Source organism: Streptomyces sp. CNH189, assembly GCF_000527195.1.
Window position 1 is genome coordinate 1 of the sequence record NZ_AZUS01000006.1, and the last position, 17,210, is coordinate 17,210.

18 protein-coding genes and 2 pseudogenes are annotated in these 17,210 nt (G+C 73.7%); 12 read left to right on the forward strand and 8 right to left on the reverse strand.

The features are described from left to right. Positions 1–617: pseudogene (locus tag B100_RS0110115) on the reverse strand (MFS transporter); the annotation flags it as partial. A gap of 185 nt (positions 618–802) precedes the next feature. Between B100_RS0110115 and B100_RS0110120 the strand changes: the two are divergent. Then, a pseudogene (locus B100_RS0110120) lies at positions 803–1,255 on the forward strand (ATP-binding cassette domain-containing protein); the annotation flags it as partial. 136 nt (positions 1,256–1,391) lie between these two features. Here B100_RS0110120 and B100_RS0110125 read toward each other — a convergent pair. Continuing rightward, positions 1,392–2,255 carry a transglutaminase-like domain-containing protein gene (locus B100_RS0110125; protein WP_037722573.1) on the reverse strand — a complete coding sequence of 288 codons (864 nt, stop codon included), beginning with the start codon at positions 2,253–2,255 and terminating at the stop codon, positions 1,392–1,394. A gap of 17 nt (positions 2,256–2,272) precedes the next feature. Next, positions 2,273–3,352, reverse strand: coding sequence for a GNAT family N-acetyltransferase (locus B100_RS0110130; RefSeq protein WP_024884324.1), 1,080 nt, complete (start codon positions 3,350–3,352; stop codon positions 2,273–2,275). A 140-nt stretch (positions 3,353–3,492) separates the two neighbouring features. On the opposite strand from B100_RS0110130, the gene fdxA reads away from it, so the two are divergent. Together fdxA and B100_RS0110140 are read left to right on the forward strand one after the other, a co-directional pair. Then, entirely contained in the window at positions 3,493–3,810 is a 318-nt protein-coding gene (gene fdxA, locus B100_RS0110135) for a ferredoxin (RefSeq protein WP_004926152.1), read from the forward strand. Positions 3,811–3,916: 106 nt separating this feature from the next. After that, positions 3,917–5,014 (forward strand): bifunctional succinyldiaminopimelate transaminase/glutamate-prephenate aminotransferase, encoded by a 1,098-nt coding sequence (locus B100_RS0110140; protein WP_024884325.1) that lies wholly within the window; start codon positions 3,917–3,919, stop codon positions 5,012–5,014. A gap of 100 nt (positions 5,015–5,114) precedes the next feature. On the opposite strand, the gene B100_RS0110145 is transcribed toward B100_RS0110140, so the two are convergent. Together B100_RS0110145 and B100_RS0110150 are read right to left on the reverse strand one after the other, a co-directional pair. Next, positions 5,115–5,453 (reverse strand): hypothetical protein, encoded by a 339-nt coding sequence (locus tag B100_RS0110145; protein WP_024884326.1) that lies wholly within the window; start codon positions 5,451–5,453, stop codon positions 5,115–5,117. A gap of 265 nt (positions 5,454–5,718) precedes the next feature. After that, on the reverse strand, positions 5,719–6,717 hold the full coding sequence (locus tag B100_RS0110150; protein WP_199785228.1) for a VldE C-terminal domain-containing protein: 999 nt from the start codon (positions 6,715–6,717) through the stop codon (positions 5,719–5,721). 84 nt (positions 6,718–6,801) lie between these two features. Here B100_RS0110150 and dapE point away from each other — a divergent pair, with 84 nt between their 5' ends. Then, complete coding sequence (gene dapE / locus B100_RS0110155) at positions 6,802–7,881, forward strand: succinyl-diaminopimelate desuccinylase (protein WP_024884328.1); 1,080 nt, start codon at positions 6,802–6,804, stop codon at positions 7,879–7,881. A 120-nt stretch (positions 7,882–8,001) separates the two neighbouring features. Further along, on the forward strand, positions 8,002–8,760 hold the full coding sequence (locus B100_RS0110160; protein WP_024884329.1) for an LOG family protein: 759 nt from the start codon (positions 8,002–8,004) through the stop codon (positions 8,758–8,760). A 69-nt stretch (positions 8,761–8,829) separates the two neighbouring features. Here B100_RS0110160 and folP read toward each other — a convergent pair whose 3' ends face one another. After that, positions 8,830–9,690, reverse strand: coding sequence for a dihydropteroate synthase (folP, locus tag B100_RS0110165; RefSeq protein WP_024884330.1), 861 nt, complete (start codon positions 9,688–9,690; stop codon positions 8,830–8,832). Between the two features lie 133 nt (positions 9,691–9,823). Here folP and B100_RS0110170 point away from each other — a divergent pair, with 133 nt between their 5' ends. Together B100_RS0110170 and B100_RS0110175 are read left to right on the forward strand one after the other, a co-directional pair. Beyond that, the gene (locus B100_RS0110170; RefSeq protein WP_024884331.1) at positions 9,824–10,186 is read left to right on the forward strand and encodes a DivIVA domain-containing protein; all 363 of its coding nucleotides are present in this window, start codon (positions 9,824–9,826) and stop codon (positions 10,184–10,186) included. Continuing rightward, complete coding sequence (locus B100_RS0110175; protein WP_024884332.1) at positions 10,183–10,770, forward strand: DNA-3-methyladenine glycosylase I; 588 nt, start codon at positions 10,183–10,185, stop codon at positions 10,768–10,770. The genes B100_RS0110170 and B100_RS0110175 overlap by 4 nt, the downstream gene beginning before the upstream one ends. 162 nt (positions 10,771–10,932) lie before the next feature. Here the strand turns inward: B100_RS0110175 and chcB are convergent, their stop codons facing one another. Continuing rightward, the gene (chcB, locus tag B100_RS0110180; protein WP_024884333.1) at positions 10,933–11,736 is read right to left on the reverse strand and encodes a 2-cyclohexenylcarbonyl CoA isomerase; all 804 of its coding nucleotides are present in this window, start codon (positions 11,734–11,736) and stop codon (positions 10,933–10,935) included. A 64-nt stretch (positions 11,737–11,800) separates the two neighbouring features. Here chcB and B100_RS36940 point away from each other — a divergent pair, with 64 nt between their 5' ends. After that, entirely contained in the window at positions 11,801–11,965 is a 165-nt protein-coding gene (locus tag B100_RS36940; protein ID WP_158686710.1) for a hypothetical protein, read from the forward strand. A gap of 151 nt (positions 11,966–12,116) precedes the next feature. Next, positions 12,117–12,284, forward strand: a complete 168-nt coding sequence (locus tag B100_RS35415; RefSeq protein WP_003966491.1) for a DUF3117 domain-containing protein — start codon at positions 12,117–12,119, stop codon at positions 12,282–12,284. A 138-nt stretch (positions 12,285–12,422) separates the two neighbouring features. Here B100_RS35415 and B100_RS0110190 read toward each other — a convergent pair whose 3' ends face one another. Next, positions 12,423–13,121 (reverse strand): O-methyltransferase, encoded by a 699-nt coding sequence (locus B100_RS0110190; RefSeq protein WP_078540817.1) that lies wholly within the window; start codon positions 13,119–13,121, stop codon positions 12,423–12,425. A 276-nt stretch (positions 13,122–13,397) separates the two neighbouring features. Between B100_RS0110190 and sigE the strand changes: the two genes are divergently transcribed. The 3 genes from sigE to B100_RS0110205 all read left to right on the forward strand — a co-directional run bounded on the left by sigE (position 13,398) and on the right by B100_RS0110205 (position 17,131). Then, a complete protein-coding gene (gene sigE, locus B100_RS0110195) occupies positions 13,398–14,057 on the forward strand; it encodes an RNA polymerase sigma factor SigE (protein ID WP_024884335.1) in 660 nt (219 codons plus the stop codon). Next, positions 14,054–14,986, forward strand: coding sequence for a zf-HC2 domain-containing protein (locus B100_RS0110200; protein ID WP_024884336.1), 933 nt, complete (start codon positions 14,054–14,056; stop codon positions 14,984–14,986). The genes sigE and B100_RS0110200 overlap by 4 nt, the downstream gene beginning before the upstream one ends. Before the next feature lie 150 nt (positions 14,987–15,136). Further along, positions 15,137–17,131 (forward strand): trypsin-like peptidase domain-containing protein, encoded by a 1,995-nt coding sequence (locus B100_RS0110205; RefSeq protein WP_024884337.1) that lies wholly within the window; start codon positions 15,137–15,139, stop codon positions 17,129–17,131. Positions 17,132–17,210 lie beyond the last annotated feature (79 nt).

Sequence of the window (17,210 nt, forward strand, 5' to 3'; positions counted from 1 at the left end):
AGCATCGTGGACTGCAGTCCGGACGCCACACCGCCGTCCCGGACCGGTGCGTTACCGATGATCGCGGCGGCGGTCGCGGGCAGCACGATGCCGACACCCAGGCCCAGCGCGACGTAGGGCGGCCACATGGTGGCGTAGGAGGAGTCGGTGGACCAGGTGAGCATGCCGAACAGGGCGGCGGCCGACAGGACCAGGCCCAGCGGGATGGTGAACCGCGGGCCGAAGCGGCCGGTCAGCTGCGAGCCGAGCGGCGAGGCCACCAGTGAGGCGAGCGACAGCGGCAGCGTGCTGATGCCGGCCTCGACGGGCGTGTAGCCGCGGACGTTCTGCAGGTACAGCATGATGAAGAAGATCCCGCCGAGCATCACGAAGAAGTTCAGCGCGGTCATCACGGAACCGGTGGTCAGCGACCGGTCGCGGAACAGCCGCATGGGCAGCAGCGGGTGCTCCTGCCGGGTCTCGTACCAGCCGAACACCACCAGCAGGACGACACCGGCGGCGATCGCGCCGAGGGTGCCCGCGGAGGCCCAGCCCCAGGTCTCACCCTTGACGATGCCGAAGACCAGCGCGAGCAGACCCGCGGCGAGCACGACGACGCCGGCCACGTCGAATATCTCGTCATACCTATGTCAAAAGGGCAGATGGCGCCGGCCTTCCCGGTGCCGTGCGCCGTGCGCCGTGCCCGTCCGGGCCGTGCGGTCCGCGCCAAGTCCCGTCCGGGCGTGCGGCACCACATCTGTCATCCCCGGGTCACGACCGCCGACACTGCCGGGCGTCCGCCCCCGGCGGCCACGATGGGCGCATGACGACGACAGAGGCGGTCGTGTTCGACCGGGTGACCAAGAGATACGGCGACGTCCGGGCCGTGGACGACGTGACCCTCACCCTGCGCGCCGGGGAGACCGTGGCGCTCCTCGGCCCGAACGGCGCCGGCAAGTCCACCACCCTCGACCTGCTGCTCGGCCTCAAGCGCCCCGACAGCGGCACGGTCACCGTCTGCGGCACCGGCCCGCGCGAGGCGATCGTCGCCGGACGCGTCGGGGCCATGCTGCAGAGCGGCGGGCTGATGGGCGAGGTCACCGTCGTCGAACTGGTGGGACTCGCCTGCGGACTCCACCCCAGGCCGCACCCCGTCCCCGACGTCCTCGCCCGCGCCGGACTCACCGGGATCGCCGGCCGCAGGGCCGACAAGCTGTCCGGGGGACAGGCCCAGCGGCTCCGCTTCGCCCTGGCCACCGCCGGGGACAGCGACCTGACACGCGACAAGGGGTGGCTGTAGCGGGCGCACGTCGGGCCTCGGAGGACGGGGCGTGCGGGCAGGTGCGGTGGTCCGGTCCGGGACCGTGGCGGCGCTGCGGTGAGGGTGCCCCGGCCGGCGGGCCGGCCGGGGGTCAGTTGAGGAGGGCGCGGGCGGCGTGGGCCTCGCCGCGGACGCGGGCGGCGGCCGGTGGATCCACCGCGGCGACGACCTCCGCGTACGCCTCCAGCTCCGCCGCGCCCGCCGTGAACTCGCCGCGCCGCACGAGAAGCTGCGCCCGCTCGTAACGCAGGCGGGCGGGCCGGGACGGGAGGAGCAGGGCGAGATCCAGGGCCCACAGCGCCACGTCGGTCCGCTCGGGACGGGTCGCCGCCCACGCCCGTACGTTGTTCAGGACGCGCGCGACCACCTCCAGCGTCCCCGCCGGCGTCAGCATGGACGCCTCCAGAGGGCCCCCGGTGACACCGGCGACCAGCAGCTCCGCGTCCGCCCCGGTCAGCACCCGGCCCCCGTCGAACGGATCGGCCAGCACCTGTCCGGCGCCCGGCCCCTCGCGGTCCCCGAAGCCGACGACGAAATGCCCGGGCAGCGCCACGCCGTACACGGGCGCGCCCGCCCGCCGGGCCACCTCGATCCACACCACGGACAGCAGGATCGGCAGCCCGCGCCGCCGCCGCAGCACCGCGTGCAGGAGCGAGGACTCCAGCCGCCGGTAGTCGTCCGGGACGCCGTGGAAGCCGTACCGCTCACCCAGCAGGTCCCGCAGCGCCAGCGCCCACGCGCGCGGCGAACCGGGCCGGTGCGGCAGCTCGCCGGCCAGCCGGTCGAGTTCGATCTCCACCGCGTCCATGCCCGCCTCGTCGAGCGTGCCGTCGCCCTCCGCGCCCACCAGCAGGCAGAGCGCGGACAGGCCGGGCCGCTCGCTGCGGGCCTCCTCGGCGAACCGCCGGCGCAGTTCGGCGGAGCGTCCGGGCGGTGGGGGCCAAGGGGAGCGCATACCCGGTTCGTGCCCGCTCACAGCGCTCCGTCACCTGCCGGAGCCGACGATTGCGCGGGAGACGTCCGCGGCTCGCGGTAGTGGTGGTACGCGTGGTGCGGGGCGAAGCCCATACGGCCGTACAGCGCCCGCGCGCCTTCGTTGTCCACCTCGACCTGGAGCCAGGCCGCCGACGCGCCCTCCTCCAGCGCCCGGCGGGCCAGCGCCACCATCACGGCCGTGGCCAGCCCCCGCCGCCGTTGCGCCGGATCCACCTCGACCGCCGCGAACCCGGCCCACCGGCCGTCCACGACGCACCGCCCGATGGCGGCCGGCGCCGCCGCGCCCGGATCGCCCGGCACCGTCGCGAACCACACCGACGGCTCACCCGGACCCCCGGCCGGCGCGCCCGGGGAACCCCCGCCCAGCACCCGCAGGGCCACCTCGCCCACGCCCTTGCGCCGGTACCGGGACAGCCACGCCTCGTCCGCCTCCCGCGACAGCAGCACCGCGGACGACGGGTCACCCAGGTCCGCGACCGGGGCGAGCGCCCCCGTCCACAGCTCGGCGGTCACCTCACGGACCCACCCGCGCCGCTCCAGCTCCGCGCACAGCAGCTCCTGCGTGCCCTCGGCGCCCGTGGCGGTCTGGACGTACGCCGGCAGCCCGCGGGCCGCGTACCAGCGGCGTACGGCCGTCAGCGCGTCGTCGAGCTCCATCCCGGGGTCGTCCAGCGGCAGCACGGAGTTGGCCCGCCGGGTGAACCCGCCCGCGGCCCGCAGCTCCCATCCGCCGAGCCGCTCGCTCTCCACCGGCCGCCAGCCCCGCGCGGCGATCCGCGCCAGCTCCTCGTAGGACGCGGCGGGCCCGCGCCGACGCGCCGGGGCGGCCGGCACGACCTTGCCCGCGACCAGCGCGGACTCGGCGACGCGGACACTTTCCCCGGTCTTCCTTGTGATCCGCAACACACCGTTGTCCCATGATGTGAGAACGCCGACCGTGTCGCCGAACTTCTCACCCGAAGGACCATGTTCGATCAAGCTCCGTACGGAGACCCGTTTCCCCACGTCAGCAGTGGTGATACGGACCTCGAGGCGCCCGGCGGCTGAGATTTCCACAGGTCAGTTCACCCCTCCTGTTCGGATCATGCTCCGGAACGGAGATACTAGGGGCGGGCATCGACGACGCCGCGCTCCCGCGCGCCAGGCGGCGGAGCCTGAGGAGGCCCGCCAGCGCCCTATCGAGGAGGAACGACAGCGTGACCTACGTCATCGCGCAGCCTTGTGTCGACGTCAAGGACAAGGCGTGCATCGAGGAGTGCCCGGTCGACTGCATCTACGAGGGCCAGCGGTCCTTGTACATCCACCCGGACGAATGCGTCGACTGCGGCGCCTGTGAACCGGTCTGCCCGGTCGAGGCGATCTTCTACGAGGACGACACTCCGGAGGAGTGGAAGGACTACTACAAGGCGAACGTCGAGTTCTTCGACGAGCTCGGCTCCCCCGGCGGCGCCAGCAAGCTCGGTCTGATCGAGCGGGACCACCCGTTCATCGCCGCGCTGCCGCCGCAGGCGTAGCCGTCCCGCATCGGCCCCGCACCGACGCGTCGCCCCCGGTCCCGTACGGCCCCGCCCGCCGTACGGGACCGAGGCGTTCCCCGAACCAGAAAGTGAGCCCCCGCCCGTGTCCGCAGTCTCCGACCGGCTGCCCGCCTTCCCCTGGGACAAGCTGGAGCCGTACAAGAAGACGGCCGCCGCGCACCCCGACGGCATCGTCGACCTCTCGGTCGGCACGCCCGTCGACCCGGTGCCCGAGCACATCCAGAAGGCGCTGATCGCGGCGGCGGACTCGCCGGGCTATCCCACGGTGTGGGGCACCCCGGAACTGCGGGACGCGATCACCCGCTGGGTGGAACACCGGCTGGGCGCCCGCGACGTGACCCACCGGCACGTGCTGCCGGTCGTCGGCTCCAAGGAACTCGTCGCCTGGCTCCCCACCCAGCTGGGCCTCGGCCCCGGCGACCAGGTCGCCTACCCGCGCCTGGCCTACCCGACGTACGAGGTCGGCGCCCGTCTGGCCCGCGCGGAGTACGTGGCGTACGGCGACCCGACCGAGCTGGACCCCTCGCGGCTGAAGCTGCTGTGGCTCAACTCGCCGTCCAACCCGACGGGCGGGGTACTGCCCAAGGAGGAGCTGACGAGGATCGTCACCTGGGCCCGCGAGCACGGCGTCCTGGTCCTCTCCGACGAGTGCTACCTCGAGCTGGGCTGGGAGGCCGACCCCGTCTCGGTGCTCCATCCGGACGTCAACGGCGGCTCCTACGACGGCGTCGTCGCCGTCCACTCGCTCTCCAAGCGGTCCAACCTGGCCGGTTACCGCGCCGCGTTCCTGGCCGGCGACCCGGCGGTGCTCGGCCCGCTGCTGGAGATCCGCAAGCACGGCGGGATGATGACGCCGGCCCCGACCCAGGCGGCGGTGGTGGCGGCCCTCGGCGACGACGAGCACGTCCGCGTCCAGCGCGAGCGGTACGCGGCCCGCCGCACGGCCCTGCGCGGGGCCCTGCTCGCCCACGGCTTCCGCATCGAGCACAGCGAGGCCGGCCTGTACCTGTGGGCCACGCGCGGCGAGTCCTGCTGGGACACCGTCGCCCACTTCGCCGACCGCGGCATCCTGGTCGCCCCCGGCGACTTCTACGGCCCGGCCGGCGACCGCTTCGTCCGCGTCGCCCTGACCGCGACGGACGAACGCATCCGGTCGGCGGTCACCCGCCTGACCTCCTGACACACCGCGTCCGCCGACGCGGCGGCGCATGACGACGGGGCCCGGGGAAGAACTCCCCGGGCCCCGTCGTCTTCGCTGGGTGCGCCCCTCGGCGGTGGGGTCAGCCGATGGGCAGGCCCTGCACCGGCAGCTTCTTCGCCGCGCCGCCCTTCGCGAGGGAGTCGGTCGGCAGTTCCTTGACCACCGGCACGGCCTTCTTCACGGTCGTGCCCGCGGCCGGCGCCACCTCGGTCGCGTCGGGGGCGGTCTTGCCGACACCCTTCGTCACGTTGTCCACGGTCTTGCCCGGCGCACCGTCCAGGGCGTTCAGCCCGAGGTTCGGGGCGGCCGGCAGCGCCGGCGCCGCGCTCGCGGAACCGGCGGCACCGACCCCGGCGGCCGCTCCCGCAGCGACGATCAGCGCGGCACGGGCGATCCGACGGGTCAGGGGGAGGGACATGGTGCTCCTTCGACGGCAGAGAACGATGAGGTCCGGCCGCCCGGTGACGACCCACTGGCTGTCGACCGCCTGTCGCCGGGCTCGGACGCAGTGACTACCGCGCGACCGCCCCGAAAGTTGCGGAGGCGCCGGGCAAAGAGTCGGCAATGCGGCGCATTGTCGGCCGGGTTCAACGCCTGCGGGTGATCTCCCGCACTCCTGCGCGGGGGCACGTCCGCACACCTGCGCGGGCCGCCGCGCCCTTCCGTGCGAAGCCCGCCCCGTGCTACTCGCCGGTGGTGATCCGGACCGCGTCCGCGCCGCCGTCCGCGCCCGCGGACCCCTTGCCGTCCAGCGTCCGCCACTGGCTGTCCGTGTGCCCGGCGACCCACTCCCGCCCGGCGTACGACACACTCCGTATGTGCAGCTCGGAGGCGTTGGCCACGGCCCAGTGGGCCAGCTGCCACCCCCGCTCACCTGCGTCCCGCCGGTCGCCGGAGACGGCGGTGACGGGAAGCGTCACGGTCCGCCCGCCGGACCCGTCACCCGCCGCCTCCGCGGACGGGGAGGGCGTCGAGCGCGACCGCCCCTCGGCGTCGTCGCCCACCTCGGCGCCGGCCGGCTCCAGCACGTCCCGCCCGAAATCCCGGGCCAGCGCGGCCCGCACCGCGTCCGCGCCGCCCGCCCGGGTGGCCGCCGGCCGGCCCTCGCAGGTCAGCGTCGCCCCGGAGCGCCCGGTGAGGGCGGCCGCCAGCAGCGTCGCGTCCGGCTCGTGCTTGGCGTACGCCTGCGGGAAGCCGCTGCGCTGCACCTTCTGCGCGGCGACGGTCAGCGGCAGCCGCGTGTAGCCCGGCACCTTCTCCAGGTGCGCGTAGAACTTCTCCGACGCGTACGCCGGGTCCATGATCTGCTTCGGCGTGCCCCAGCCCTGCGAGGGACGCTGCTGGAACAGCCCCAGCGAGTCACGGTCCCCGAAGTCGATGTTGCGCAGCGACGACTCCTGCAGCGCGGTCGCCAGCGCGATCGTCACGGCCCGCTCGGGCAGGTCACGCGCGGTGCCCACGGCACTGATCGTCGCCGCGTTCACCGCCTGCTCGGGTGTGAACTCGTACGTCGCCCCGTCGCCCTTGCCGGACACGACCTTGCAGCCCGGGCCGCCGGTGCCTCCGGTGACGTACTGCGCCACGACGTACCCGGCGACCGCTGACAGCACCGCGAAGGCCGCGCCGCAGCGGAGCAGACGGCCACGGCGCTTGCGCTTGAGAGAGGGGGACGGCTCTGGCACGCGTACAAGGTACTGGAGAGTACGTTCGCGTGTGAGCCCAGTGCGGACAGTGGGCCCAAGCCCCTCCGCGCTAGGGTCGACGGCATGGCCGACACCCCGCTTGACCTCACGCTGGACGCCGCACGCCTGACCGCGCAGCTCGTCGACTTCCCCTCCGAGAGCGGCACGGAGAAACCGCTCGCGGACGCCGTCGAGGCGGCCCTGCGCACACTGCCGCACCTCTTGGTCGACCGGCACGGCAACAACGTGGTGGCCCGCACCCGGCTGGGCCGCGCGGAGCGGGTGATCCTCGCCGGCCACATCGACACGGTCCCGATCGCGGACAACGTCCCCTCGCGCCTCGACGAGGACGGCGTCCTGTGGGGCTGCGGCACCTGCGACATGAAGGCGGGCGTGGCCGTCCAGCTGCGCATCGCGGCCACCGTCCCCGAGCCCAACCGCGACCTCACCTTCGTCTTCTACGACAACGAGGAGGTCGCCGCCGACCTCAACGGCCTGAAGCACGTCGCCGAGGCGCACCCCGACTGGCTGGAGGGCGACTTCGCGGTGCTCCTCGAGCCCTCCGACGGCCAGGTCGAGGGCGGCTGCCAGGGCACCCTGCGGGTGCTGCTGAAGACCTCCGGCGAGCGCGCCCACTCCGCGCGCGGCTGGATGGGCTCCAACGCCATCCACGCCGCCGCGCCGATCCTCGCCCGCCTGGCCTCCTACGAACCCCGGTGGCCGGTCATCGACGGCCTGGAGTACCGCGAGGGCCTCAACGCGGTCGGCATCTCCGGAGGCGTGGCCGGCAACGTCATCCCCGACGAGTGCGTCGTCACGGTGAACTTCCGCTACGCCCCCGACCGCAGCGAGGAGGAGGCCCTGGCGCACGTCCGGGAGGTCTTCGCGGACTGCGGCGTGACCGAGTTCGTCGTCGACGACCACAGCGGCGCGGCCCTGCCCGGCCTGTCCCACCCGGCCGCCGCCGCCTTCATCGAAGCGGTGGGCGGCACCCCGCAGCCCAAGTACGGCTGGACCGACGTCTCCCGCTTCTCCGCGCTGGGCGTCCCCGCCGTGAACTACGGCCCCGGCAACCCCCACCTGGCCCACAAGCGCGACGAGCGCGTCGACACCGCCAAGATCCTCGCGGGCGAGGAGCGGCTGCGGTCCTGGCTGACCGCCTGACACCCGCACGGGCGGCGTCGCGTTTGGAACGCTCTCCCGTGGACATGCTGACGTCCCCCGCATGTAACCCGCGTAGATCTACGCTGAGGCGGTAAGACCTGGCAAACGGAGGGAGCGCACATGGCTACGGGCAACCCTGAGGGGAAGCGGCAGCCGCCGGAGGAGAAGCGCCTGGGGCCGGTCCTCCGCCGGCGCGGTCAGGTGGACTCCAGCACCACCGACCAGCGGCTGCTGGACGAGCGCGCGCCGAGCGACTGGGTGCACACCGACCCCTGGCGGGTGCTGCGCATCCAGTCGGAGTTCATCGAGGGCTTCGGCACCCTGGCCGAACTGCCGCCCGCGATCAGCGTCTTCGGCTCCGCCCGCACCCCTGCGGACTCGCCCGAGTACGAGGCCGGGGTGCGGCTCGGCCGCGGCCTGGTCGAGGCGGGCTTCGCCGTCATCACCGGCGGCGGCCCGGGCGCCATGGAGGCAGCCAACAAGGGCGCCCTGGAGGCCGACGGCGTCTCGGTCGGCCTCGGCATCGAGCTGCCCTTCGAGCAGGGCCTGAACCGCTACGTCGACATCGGCCTGAACTTCCGGTACTTCTTCGTCCGGAAGATGATGTTCGTCAAGTACGCGCAGGGCTTCGTGGTCCTGCCCGGCGGCCTCGGCACCCTCGACGAGCTCTTCGAGGCCCTGACCCTGGTGCAGACCCAGAAGGTCACGCAGTTCCCCATCGTGCTGTTCGGCACGGAGTACTGGGGCGGCCTCGTCGACTGGCTGCGCAAGACGGTGATCGCCCAGGGCAAGGCGGCCGAGAAGGACCTGCTCCTGTTCCACGTCACGGACGACGTGGACGAGGCGGTCGCCCTGGTCTCGAAGGAAGCGGGCCGCTAGGGCTCCGGGACCCCTACGGGGCGGCCGGGGCCACGACCCCGCCGCCCCCGCAGCGGCCCGCCGTGCCGTCTACGCCAGGCCCCGCCGCGCCACCGCCGGCTCCCGGTCCCCGGCGATGGACGACACCATGTCCAGCACCTGCCGCGTCTCGGCGACCTCGTGCACCCGGTACACCTGGGCCCCGAGCCACGCCGACACCGCCGTCGTCGCGAGCGTCCCCACCACCCGCTCCTTCACCGGGCGGTCCAGCGTCTCGCCGACGAAGTCCTTGTTGGACAGCGACACCAGCACCGGCCAGCCGGTGGCCACCATCTCGCCCAGCCGCCGGGTCGCCTCCAGGCTGTGCCGGGTGTTCTTCCCGAAGTCGTGCCCCGGATCGATCATCACCGACTCCCGCGGCACCCCCAGGGACACCGCCCGTTCGGCCAGGCCCACGGTCACGTCGAGGATGTCCGCCATGATGTCGTCGTACGTCACCCGGTGCGGCCGGGTCCGCGGCTCCGCGCCGCCCGCGTGGGTGCACACCAGCCCCGCGCCGTACCGCGCTGCGACCTCCGCCAGACGCGGATCGACCCCGCCCCACGCGTCGTTCAGCACGTCCGCGCCGGCCTCGCAGACGGCCTCGCCGACCTCGTGCCGCCAGGTGTCCACGCTGATCACCACGTCCGGGAAGCGGCGGCGCACCTCGGCGACGAAACCGACGGTCCGCCGCACCTCCTCCTCGGCCGTGACCTCCTCGCCCGGCCCGGCCTTCACCCCGCCGATGTCGATGATCGCGGCGCCCTCGGCCACCGCCTGCTCCACGCGCGCGAGCGCCGGCTCGTCGCGGAAGGTGGCGCCCTGGTCGTAGAAGGAGTCCGGGGTCCGGTTCACGATCGCCATGATCACCCGCTCGTGCGGTGCGAATTCCCGCCTGCCCAGCCTGAGCATCCCCTTGAGACCTCTCCTCGTCCTGCCGTGCGGGCCGCCTCCGTCCGCCCGGCGGTCCCGACTGTCAGACTCGCATGGCACGATCGGAGTCACACATCCGACTCCGACTCATCCGACCGTGGGGGCCCCGGCGATGGTTATGTTCCTGTTCCTGGTCGTCGCGCTGGCCGTCGTGGTGGCCGCGGTGACCCTGGCCGTGGTCGGCGGCGGCGACAGCGCCCCGCTGCCCGAGGCGGCCCCGGAGCGCCTCCAGGACTCCCTGCCGCCGGACCGCCCGGTCAACCGCGCGGACATCGACAGCCTGCGCTTCCCGCTCGCCGCCCGCGGCTACCGCATGGCGGAGGTGGACGACGCCCTCGGCCGCCTCGGCGCGGAGCTCGCCGAGCGGGACGCCCGGATCGCCGACCTGGAGTCCGCGCTGGCGGGCGCCCGGGCCGCCGCGGCGCACGTCGCGATGGACAAGGCCGCCCCGCACCCGGAGGGCGATCAGCGGTGAGCGACGCCGCGAGCGAGGTGCCGGTCGGCCCGGACGGCCTTCCGCGCTGCCCCTGGGCGCTGTCCGCCCCGGACTACCTGGCGTACCACGACGAGGAGTGGGGCCGTCCGGTCCACGGCGACGACGCCCTCTTCGAGCGACTCAGCCTGGAGGCCTTCCAGTCGGGGCTGTCGTGGATCACCATCCTGCGCCGCCGCCCCGGCTTCCGCGCCGCCTTCGCCGGGTTCCGGATCGCGGAGGTCGCCGAGTTCACCGACGCGGACCGGGAGCGGCTGCTGGCCGACACCGGCATCATCCGCAACCGCGCGAAGATCGACGCCACGCTGGCCAACGCGCGCGAGCTGGCCGGGTGGGCGCCGGGCGAGCTGGACGCGCTGATCTGGTCCCACGCCCCCGACCCGGCCGGCCGCCCGGTGCCGGACACCCTCGCCGACGTCCCGGCGGTGACGCCGGAGTCCACGGCCCTGTCCAAGGCCCTCAAGAAGCATGGCCTGCGCTTCGTCGGCCCCACCACGGCATACGCCCTGATGCAGGCCTGCGGCCTGGTCAACGACCACCTGAAAACCTGCACGGCAAGAACATGAGCGACGCGAGAAACACCCCCCAGGGGCGCGGGGAACTGCGCGAAAGCCCCCCACGAACCCGCACCCGAAAACAGAGCCGCAGCCCCCACCCCCCCTCTCAGGGGCGCGGGGAACGCACCCAGCCACAGCGAACCCCCACCCAAAAGCGTGCCGCAGGCCCCCTCACCGCCCCAAATACTTCGGCTTCTCCTTGTTCACGAACGCCCGCACAGCGATCGCGTGATCCTCGGAGGACCCCGCCCGAGCCTGCAACTCGTCCTCCTTCTCCAGCAGTTCCTCCAGCGAGTGGCTCAGCCCGTACGCCACCGACTCCTTCAGCGCCGCGTACGCCACCGTCGGCCCCTCGGCCAGCGCGCGGGCCGTCTTCTCGGCCTCCGCGCGCAGCTCCGCCGCCGGCACCAGCCGGTTGGCGATGCCCAGCTCGTACGCCTCCTGCGCGGAGACGCTGCGCGGGAAGAGCAGCAGGTCGGTGGCGCGGCTCGGACCGACCACCCGCGGCAGCGTCCAGGAGATGCCGGAGTCGGCCGTGAGCGCGACACCGGCGAAGGAGGTGTTGAACGCCGCCGTGTCCGCGACGATGCGGTGGTCCGCGGCCAGCGCGAACCCGAAACCGGCCCCCGCCGCGACCCCGTTCACCGCCGCCACCACCGGCTTCGGCGCCCCGGCGATCGCCCTGACGATCGGGTTGTAGTGCTCGCGCACCGTGGACATGGTCTGCCCCGAGCCGTTCTCCCGGTCGGCGGCCAGCAGCCCGATGTGCTCCTTGAGGTCCTGCCCGACGCAGAACGCCCGGTCCCCGGCCGCGGTCAGCAGCACGGCCCGTACGGCGTCGTCGTCCGCGGCGGACCGGACCGCGTCCCGGAGGGCGACCTTCGCCGCGACGTTCAGCGCGTTCATCGCCTCGGGGCGGTTCAGCGTGATCGTCGCGAGTCCGTCGCTGACCTCGTAGAGCACGGTGTCGGCCATGGTCGTATCCCTCCGTGTGCGGCTCGGGACGTACTGGTGAGTACATCCTCGTATGGAGGACAGCATGACCCAGATCACCGGTCGAGGCGGACGGCCCGTGTGTGACCTGCGTCAAAGAAATGCCGCCCGTTTCCGAGCACCGAAAGTCCGGGCGGCGGCGAAGTATCGCAGTCACATCGCCGAATTGAGTGGTTTTGCTCGCGTGCGTTGCCCAAGCGATGCCTACTGATGTTGGTCATCGGGTCCTGCCATGCGGGATAATGGCTGGGAAGCAATGTGTTCGATGCCGGTGGCGTGTGTCCTGCTTCAAGGACCGCAGGTGCCCTTCAGTGGGCCGTCGGCTCAGACGGTTTAGCTGGGTTTCAGGAAGGGGAACGAGCATGGCGGCCATGAAGCCGCGGACGGGTGATGGCCCGCTCGAGGTGACCAAGGAGGGGCGGGGCATCGTCATGCGCGTTCCGCTCGAAGGCGGCGGTCGGCTCGTCGTCGAGCTGACCCCGGATGAGGCCGACGCGCTCGGCGACGCCCTCAAGAAGGTCGTCGGCTGACGCGCAAGCGACCATACCCCTTCAGTCGCCCCGGTGCCGCACGCGGTGCCGGGGCGGCTGTTTGCGCGGGCGCAGGGGGAATTCCGGCGTCGGCCGGTCACCGCTCCGGGAGTGAGAGGAGCACCGTTCCACGGCCGCTCACCGTTTGACGGCGCACAGCAGACCGTCCCCCACCGGCAGCAGCGACGACACCAGATCCTGGCTCTCGCGAACGGTCCGCACCAGCTCCCGCAGCCGCAGCACCTCCGAGGGCTGGGGGCCGGAGTCCATGGTGCGTCCGTTCGCGAAGACGCCTTCGAAGGCGACCAGGCCTCCCGGGCGCAGCAGACGCAACGATTCAGCGAGATAGTCCTGGTACTCCTGCCGGTCGCCGTCGCAGAAGACCAGGTCGTAGCCGGAGTCCGCGAGACGGGGCAGGACGTCCAGCGCCGGGCCGGGGATGAAGCGGGCCCGGTTCCCGGCGAAGCCGGCCTCACGGAACGCCTGGCGGGCCGACTGCTGGTGCTCCGGCTCCTGGTCGACCGTGGTGAGCACCCCGTCCGGGCGCATGCCGTGCAGCAGATGGATCCCGGAGACACCGCAGCCGGTGCCGATCTCCGCGACCGCCTTGGCGTCCACGCTGGCGGCGAGCAACCTGAGGGCCGCGCCCGTGCCGGGCGACACCGAGCGCAGGCCGGCCTCGCCGGCCCGGTCACGGGCCCAGCGCAGCGTCTCGTCCTCGGCGACATAGGCGTCGGCGAACGCCCAGCTCGTCTGCCGGTTGGCGGTAATGACCCTCTCCTGTCCCCGTGGTTGCCTGGGCGTGACTGTATCCGTTGGCGTCGGGAACCCGCAGATGGGACCAGTCGTTCAAAGGGAGAAGAAAGAGAGCGTGCCGGGAAGGGGGGCGAGGGGATGGACGCGGACGCCGAGCAATCGCAGACGCAGCCGTACGAGCTGTGGCAGCCCAGATCAAATTCTCGTAAAACCGCTTATCCGGAGCTAACGGGCGAGGTGGCTATGGTAGGGGCTCCACTGGACACCACCAGAGCCGACAGGGGAGGTGCGGCTGCGCCTGTGGATCGCGTAGGAGTGCTGCGGCGCTTCCTCGGATCGGCGGGCAGGCCGAAATCCGTGAACAACACCGCTGCTGACCATGACCGCGCCGGCGACCCGGCCCAGACCGCGACCTTCTCCGGCGACGCGGACGGGCAGGCGTGGACTCCGCCCACCTGGGAGGAGATCGTCAGCATGCACAGCGGCAGGGTGTACCGGCTCGCCTATCGCCTCACCGGCAACCAGCACGACGCGGAGGACCTCACCCAGGAGGTGTTCGTCCGCGTCTTCCGGTCCCTGTCGACGTACACGCCGGGCACCTTCGAGGGCTGGCTGCACCGCATCACCACCAACCTCTTCCTGGACATGGTGCGCCGCAAGCAGCGCATCCGCTTCGACGCGCTCGGCGACGACGCGGCCGAGCGACTGGCCAGCAAGGAGCCCACGCCCCAGCAGGTCTTCAACGACGCGCACTTCGACGCCGACGTCCAGCAGGCCCTCGACACCCTCGCCCCCGAGTTCCGCGCCGCCGTCGTGCTGTGCGACATCGAGGGGCTGTCGTACGAGGAGATCGCGGCCACCCTGGGCGTCAAGCTCGGCACCGTGCGGTCCCGTATCCACCGCGGCCGTTCCCAGCTGCGCAAGGCTCTCGCGCACCGTTCGCCCAAGGCGCGTGCTGAGCGCCCCTCGTTCGTGCCGCGTGTCCCCGCACTGGGAGGAGGGGGCGCGAGCGCGTGAGCAGTTCACTGCCGAAGTCTTCCGAGGGACACCTCGCCGAGCAACACCTGGGAGACCGACTCTCCGCCCTGGTGGACGGAGAGCTCGGTCATGACGCGCGTGAGCGCGTGCTGGCGCATGTCGCCACCTGCGCCAAGTGCAAGGCGGAGGTGGACGAACAGCGCCGCCTGAAGAACGTCTTCGCGGCTGCCGCCCCGCCGCCGCCCTCCGAGAGCCTCCTGGCCCGCCTGCAAGGGCTGCCGGCCGGGGGCGGGTTCGGCGACGGCGGTTCACCGCTGGGCGGCTCCCCGCTGCCGGGCGGTTCCTCCGGACGGTTCGGCTCGTCCTCCGGGGTCTTCGGCGCCCGGCGCGGCGAGCGCTTCGAGTTCGCCTACGCGCCGGTGCGGCGGCACCAGCCGGCCGCCGCCGCGGCAGCCGGTGCATCCGATTTCGCCGACCACCACGCCACCGACCGGCCGTCCTCGCGCGGGATGCGGCTCGCCTTCGTCGCCGCCGGCGCGGTGTCGCTGGCCGCGATCGCCCTCGGCGGCGTCACCACCATGACTCCCGCCGACGCGGAGGCCCGCGGCCAGGGCAAGGGCAGCAACGTCACCCCGATGCGTACCCAGGGTGCGGGCGCGGCGACGACGCCCGAGTCCCGGCGCCGGGGCGTCGGCCCGCTGCTCGGGCAGGTGGCGGGCGGCCAGAGCGGTCTGGGGGCGGGTCCCGTCGTCCCCACCGGCGTCGCCGCGCCGCTGCTGCCCGGCATCCCCGCGCCCCCGCAGGGCGGTGCCACGGCCATGTCCCCGCTGATACGGCCGCTGAACGCCACCCCGCCGCTCGGCCTGAGCGCCTGGGCCACGGCCGTCGGGCTCAAGGCCCCCGGCCTGGTCACCGCCGCTCCCTCACCGGCCCCGGCGCCCACGCACAGCTCCGGGACGGTCCGCTGACCCGTCTCCTGCGCAGGGGCGCGCGAACCTGATTAGATTCCGGGTGGCGCGCCCGGGTCCTGTGTGGACGGGCGCCGAGCCGGGCTCCACCGCACGGGCGGACCGGAGCACGGTGCCGACGATCCGTGCCGGTCCAGCCGTGGGGAGAGCATGAACGAGGGGAAGCCGGGCACACCGGGGGAGGAGCCGACCGCGCGGTCCGAGGGACCCGACGGCGACTTCGAACTGGCCCGCCCGGACCGCGTACAGCAGTCCGCCCACGCCGTTGCCGAAGGCGACTACGAACTGGACCGCCCCCGTCCCCCCGAGGACACCCCCGGGACGGCGCCGGCGGCCGGTACGGAGCAGCACGCCGCTTCTTACGGGGCTGTCTCCGACGTCCCCGCCGCACCGGCCGGCCCGCTCGACGGGACCGGCCCGGCGTCCGCCGCAGACGCGGCCACCACCCCCGGCGCCCCCGGGGGCGTGCCCGACGTCCCCGGCCCGGCTGTGCCTGCCTCGCACGGCGCGCCTGCCGCGGCCGGCCTTCCGGCGCACGGTGCGACCGCGGGCGCCGGAGCTCCCGCCTCCGGCGCGCGGCCCGCCGCATCCGCCGCCCCGGATCCTGTGTCCGACGCCCCCACCCCCGGCGTGCCCGCCCCGGGGGGTGAGGCGCAGCCGTCCGCCTCCGCCGAGGCGACGAAGCCCCTGCACGATCCCGATCCCTACAGCACCCCGCCCTACGGTGAGCCGGGGCCCTGGGCGCCCGCACCGCCGGTGCAGCACCCGGCGACCACCCCCGCGCACGGGATGGCCGTGGTGGCGCCCCCCACCGCCCCGGAGGGGCCCCCGCACGGGCCCCCCGCAGGGCAGCACCGGGTCCCTGCCCAGCCCGACGCGCCCGCGGCAGCCCCCGTCGCCTTCGAGACGGCGTCGCCCGCGTCCGACGCCCCCGCGTCCGGGCCCTGGGCGCGCTACGACCCGTGGGCGGTCGCCGAGACCGCCGTGCCGCTGCAGCAGGCGGATCCCGCCGAGTGGCAGGCCGACCGGCGACGGCGCCGGCGCAAGCGCGCCGCGCTCGGCATCGCCCTGCTGATCGCGCTCGTGTCCGGCGTCGCGGGCGGTGTGGTGGGCGTGCAGCTGGAGCGCAACGGCGGTGTGGGCACCGTGGAGCTGCCCCAGGCCGGTGTCGAGTCCGCCGACCGGGACCCGGACAGCGTCGCCGGGATCGCCGCGCAGGCCCTGCCCAGCGTCGTCACCCTGCACGTCAGCGGTGGCGGCAGCGCCGGCACCGGCACCGGGTTCGTGCTGGACCAGCGGGGCCACATCCTCACCAACGACCACGTCGTCGGGCCCGCCGGGGACAACGGCGACATCACTGTCACGTTCAACAGCGGCGACACCGCCGAGGCGACCGTGGTCGGCCGGGACAGCGGCTACGACCTCGCCGTCGTCCGGGTGAAGGGCGTCCGCGGACTCAGCCCCCTGCCGCTCGGCAACTCGGACAATGTCCAGGTCGGCGACCCCGTCGTCGCCATCGGCGCCCCCTTCGACCTGGCCGGCACCGTCACCTCCGGCATCATCAGCGCCCGGGAGCGGCCCATCACCGCGGGCGGCGAGAAGGGCGACGGCAGCGACGTGTCGTACGTCGACGCGCTGCAGACCGACGCGCCGATCAACCCCGGCAACTCCGGTGGCCCGCTGCTCGACACCAAGGGGCGGGTGGTCGGCATCAACTCGGCCATCCGCTCGGCCGACGGCGGTCTCGTCCCGGACGGCGGCCAGTCCGGCTCCATAGGGCTCGGCTTCGCCATCCCGATCAACCAGGGCAAGCGGGTCGCCGAGGAGCTGATCAACACCGGGAAGGCCACCCACCCGGTGATCGGCATCACCCTCGACATGGACTACAGCGGCGACGGCGCGCGCGTCGCCACCGAGGGCAGCGACGGCAGCCCCCCGGTCAGCACAGGCGGCCCCGGCGCCGACGCGGGCATCCGGCCCGGCGACGTCATCACCGAGGTCGACGGCCGGCCGGTGCACTCCGGCGAGGAACTGATCGTGAAGACCCGCGCCCACCGCCCCGGCGACCGGCTGGAGCTGACCTTGGAGCGCGGCGGCGAGGAGCGGAAGGTGTCCCTGGTGCTCGGCTCCTCGGACGGCGGCTGACACCACCGGGGGCCCGCACGGTACCGGTCGTGCGGGAGGTCCGGGTACCGTGGACCCGGCCCGGACCACGGAAGACCAC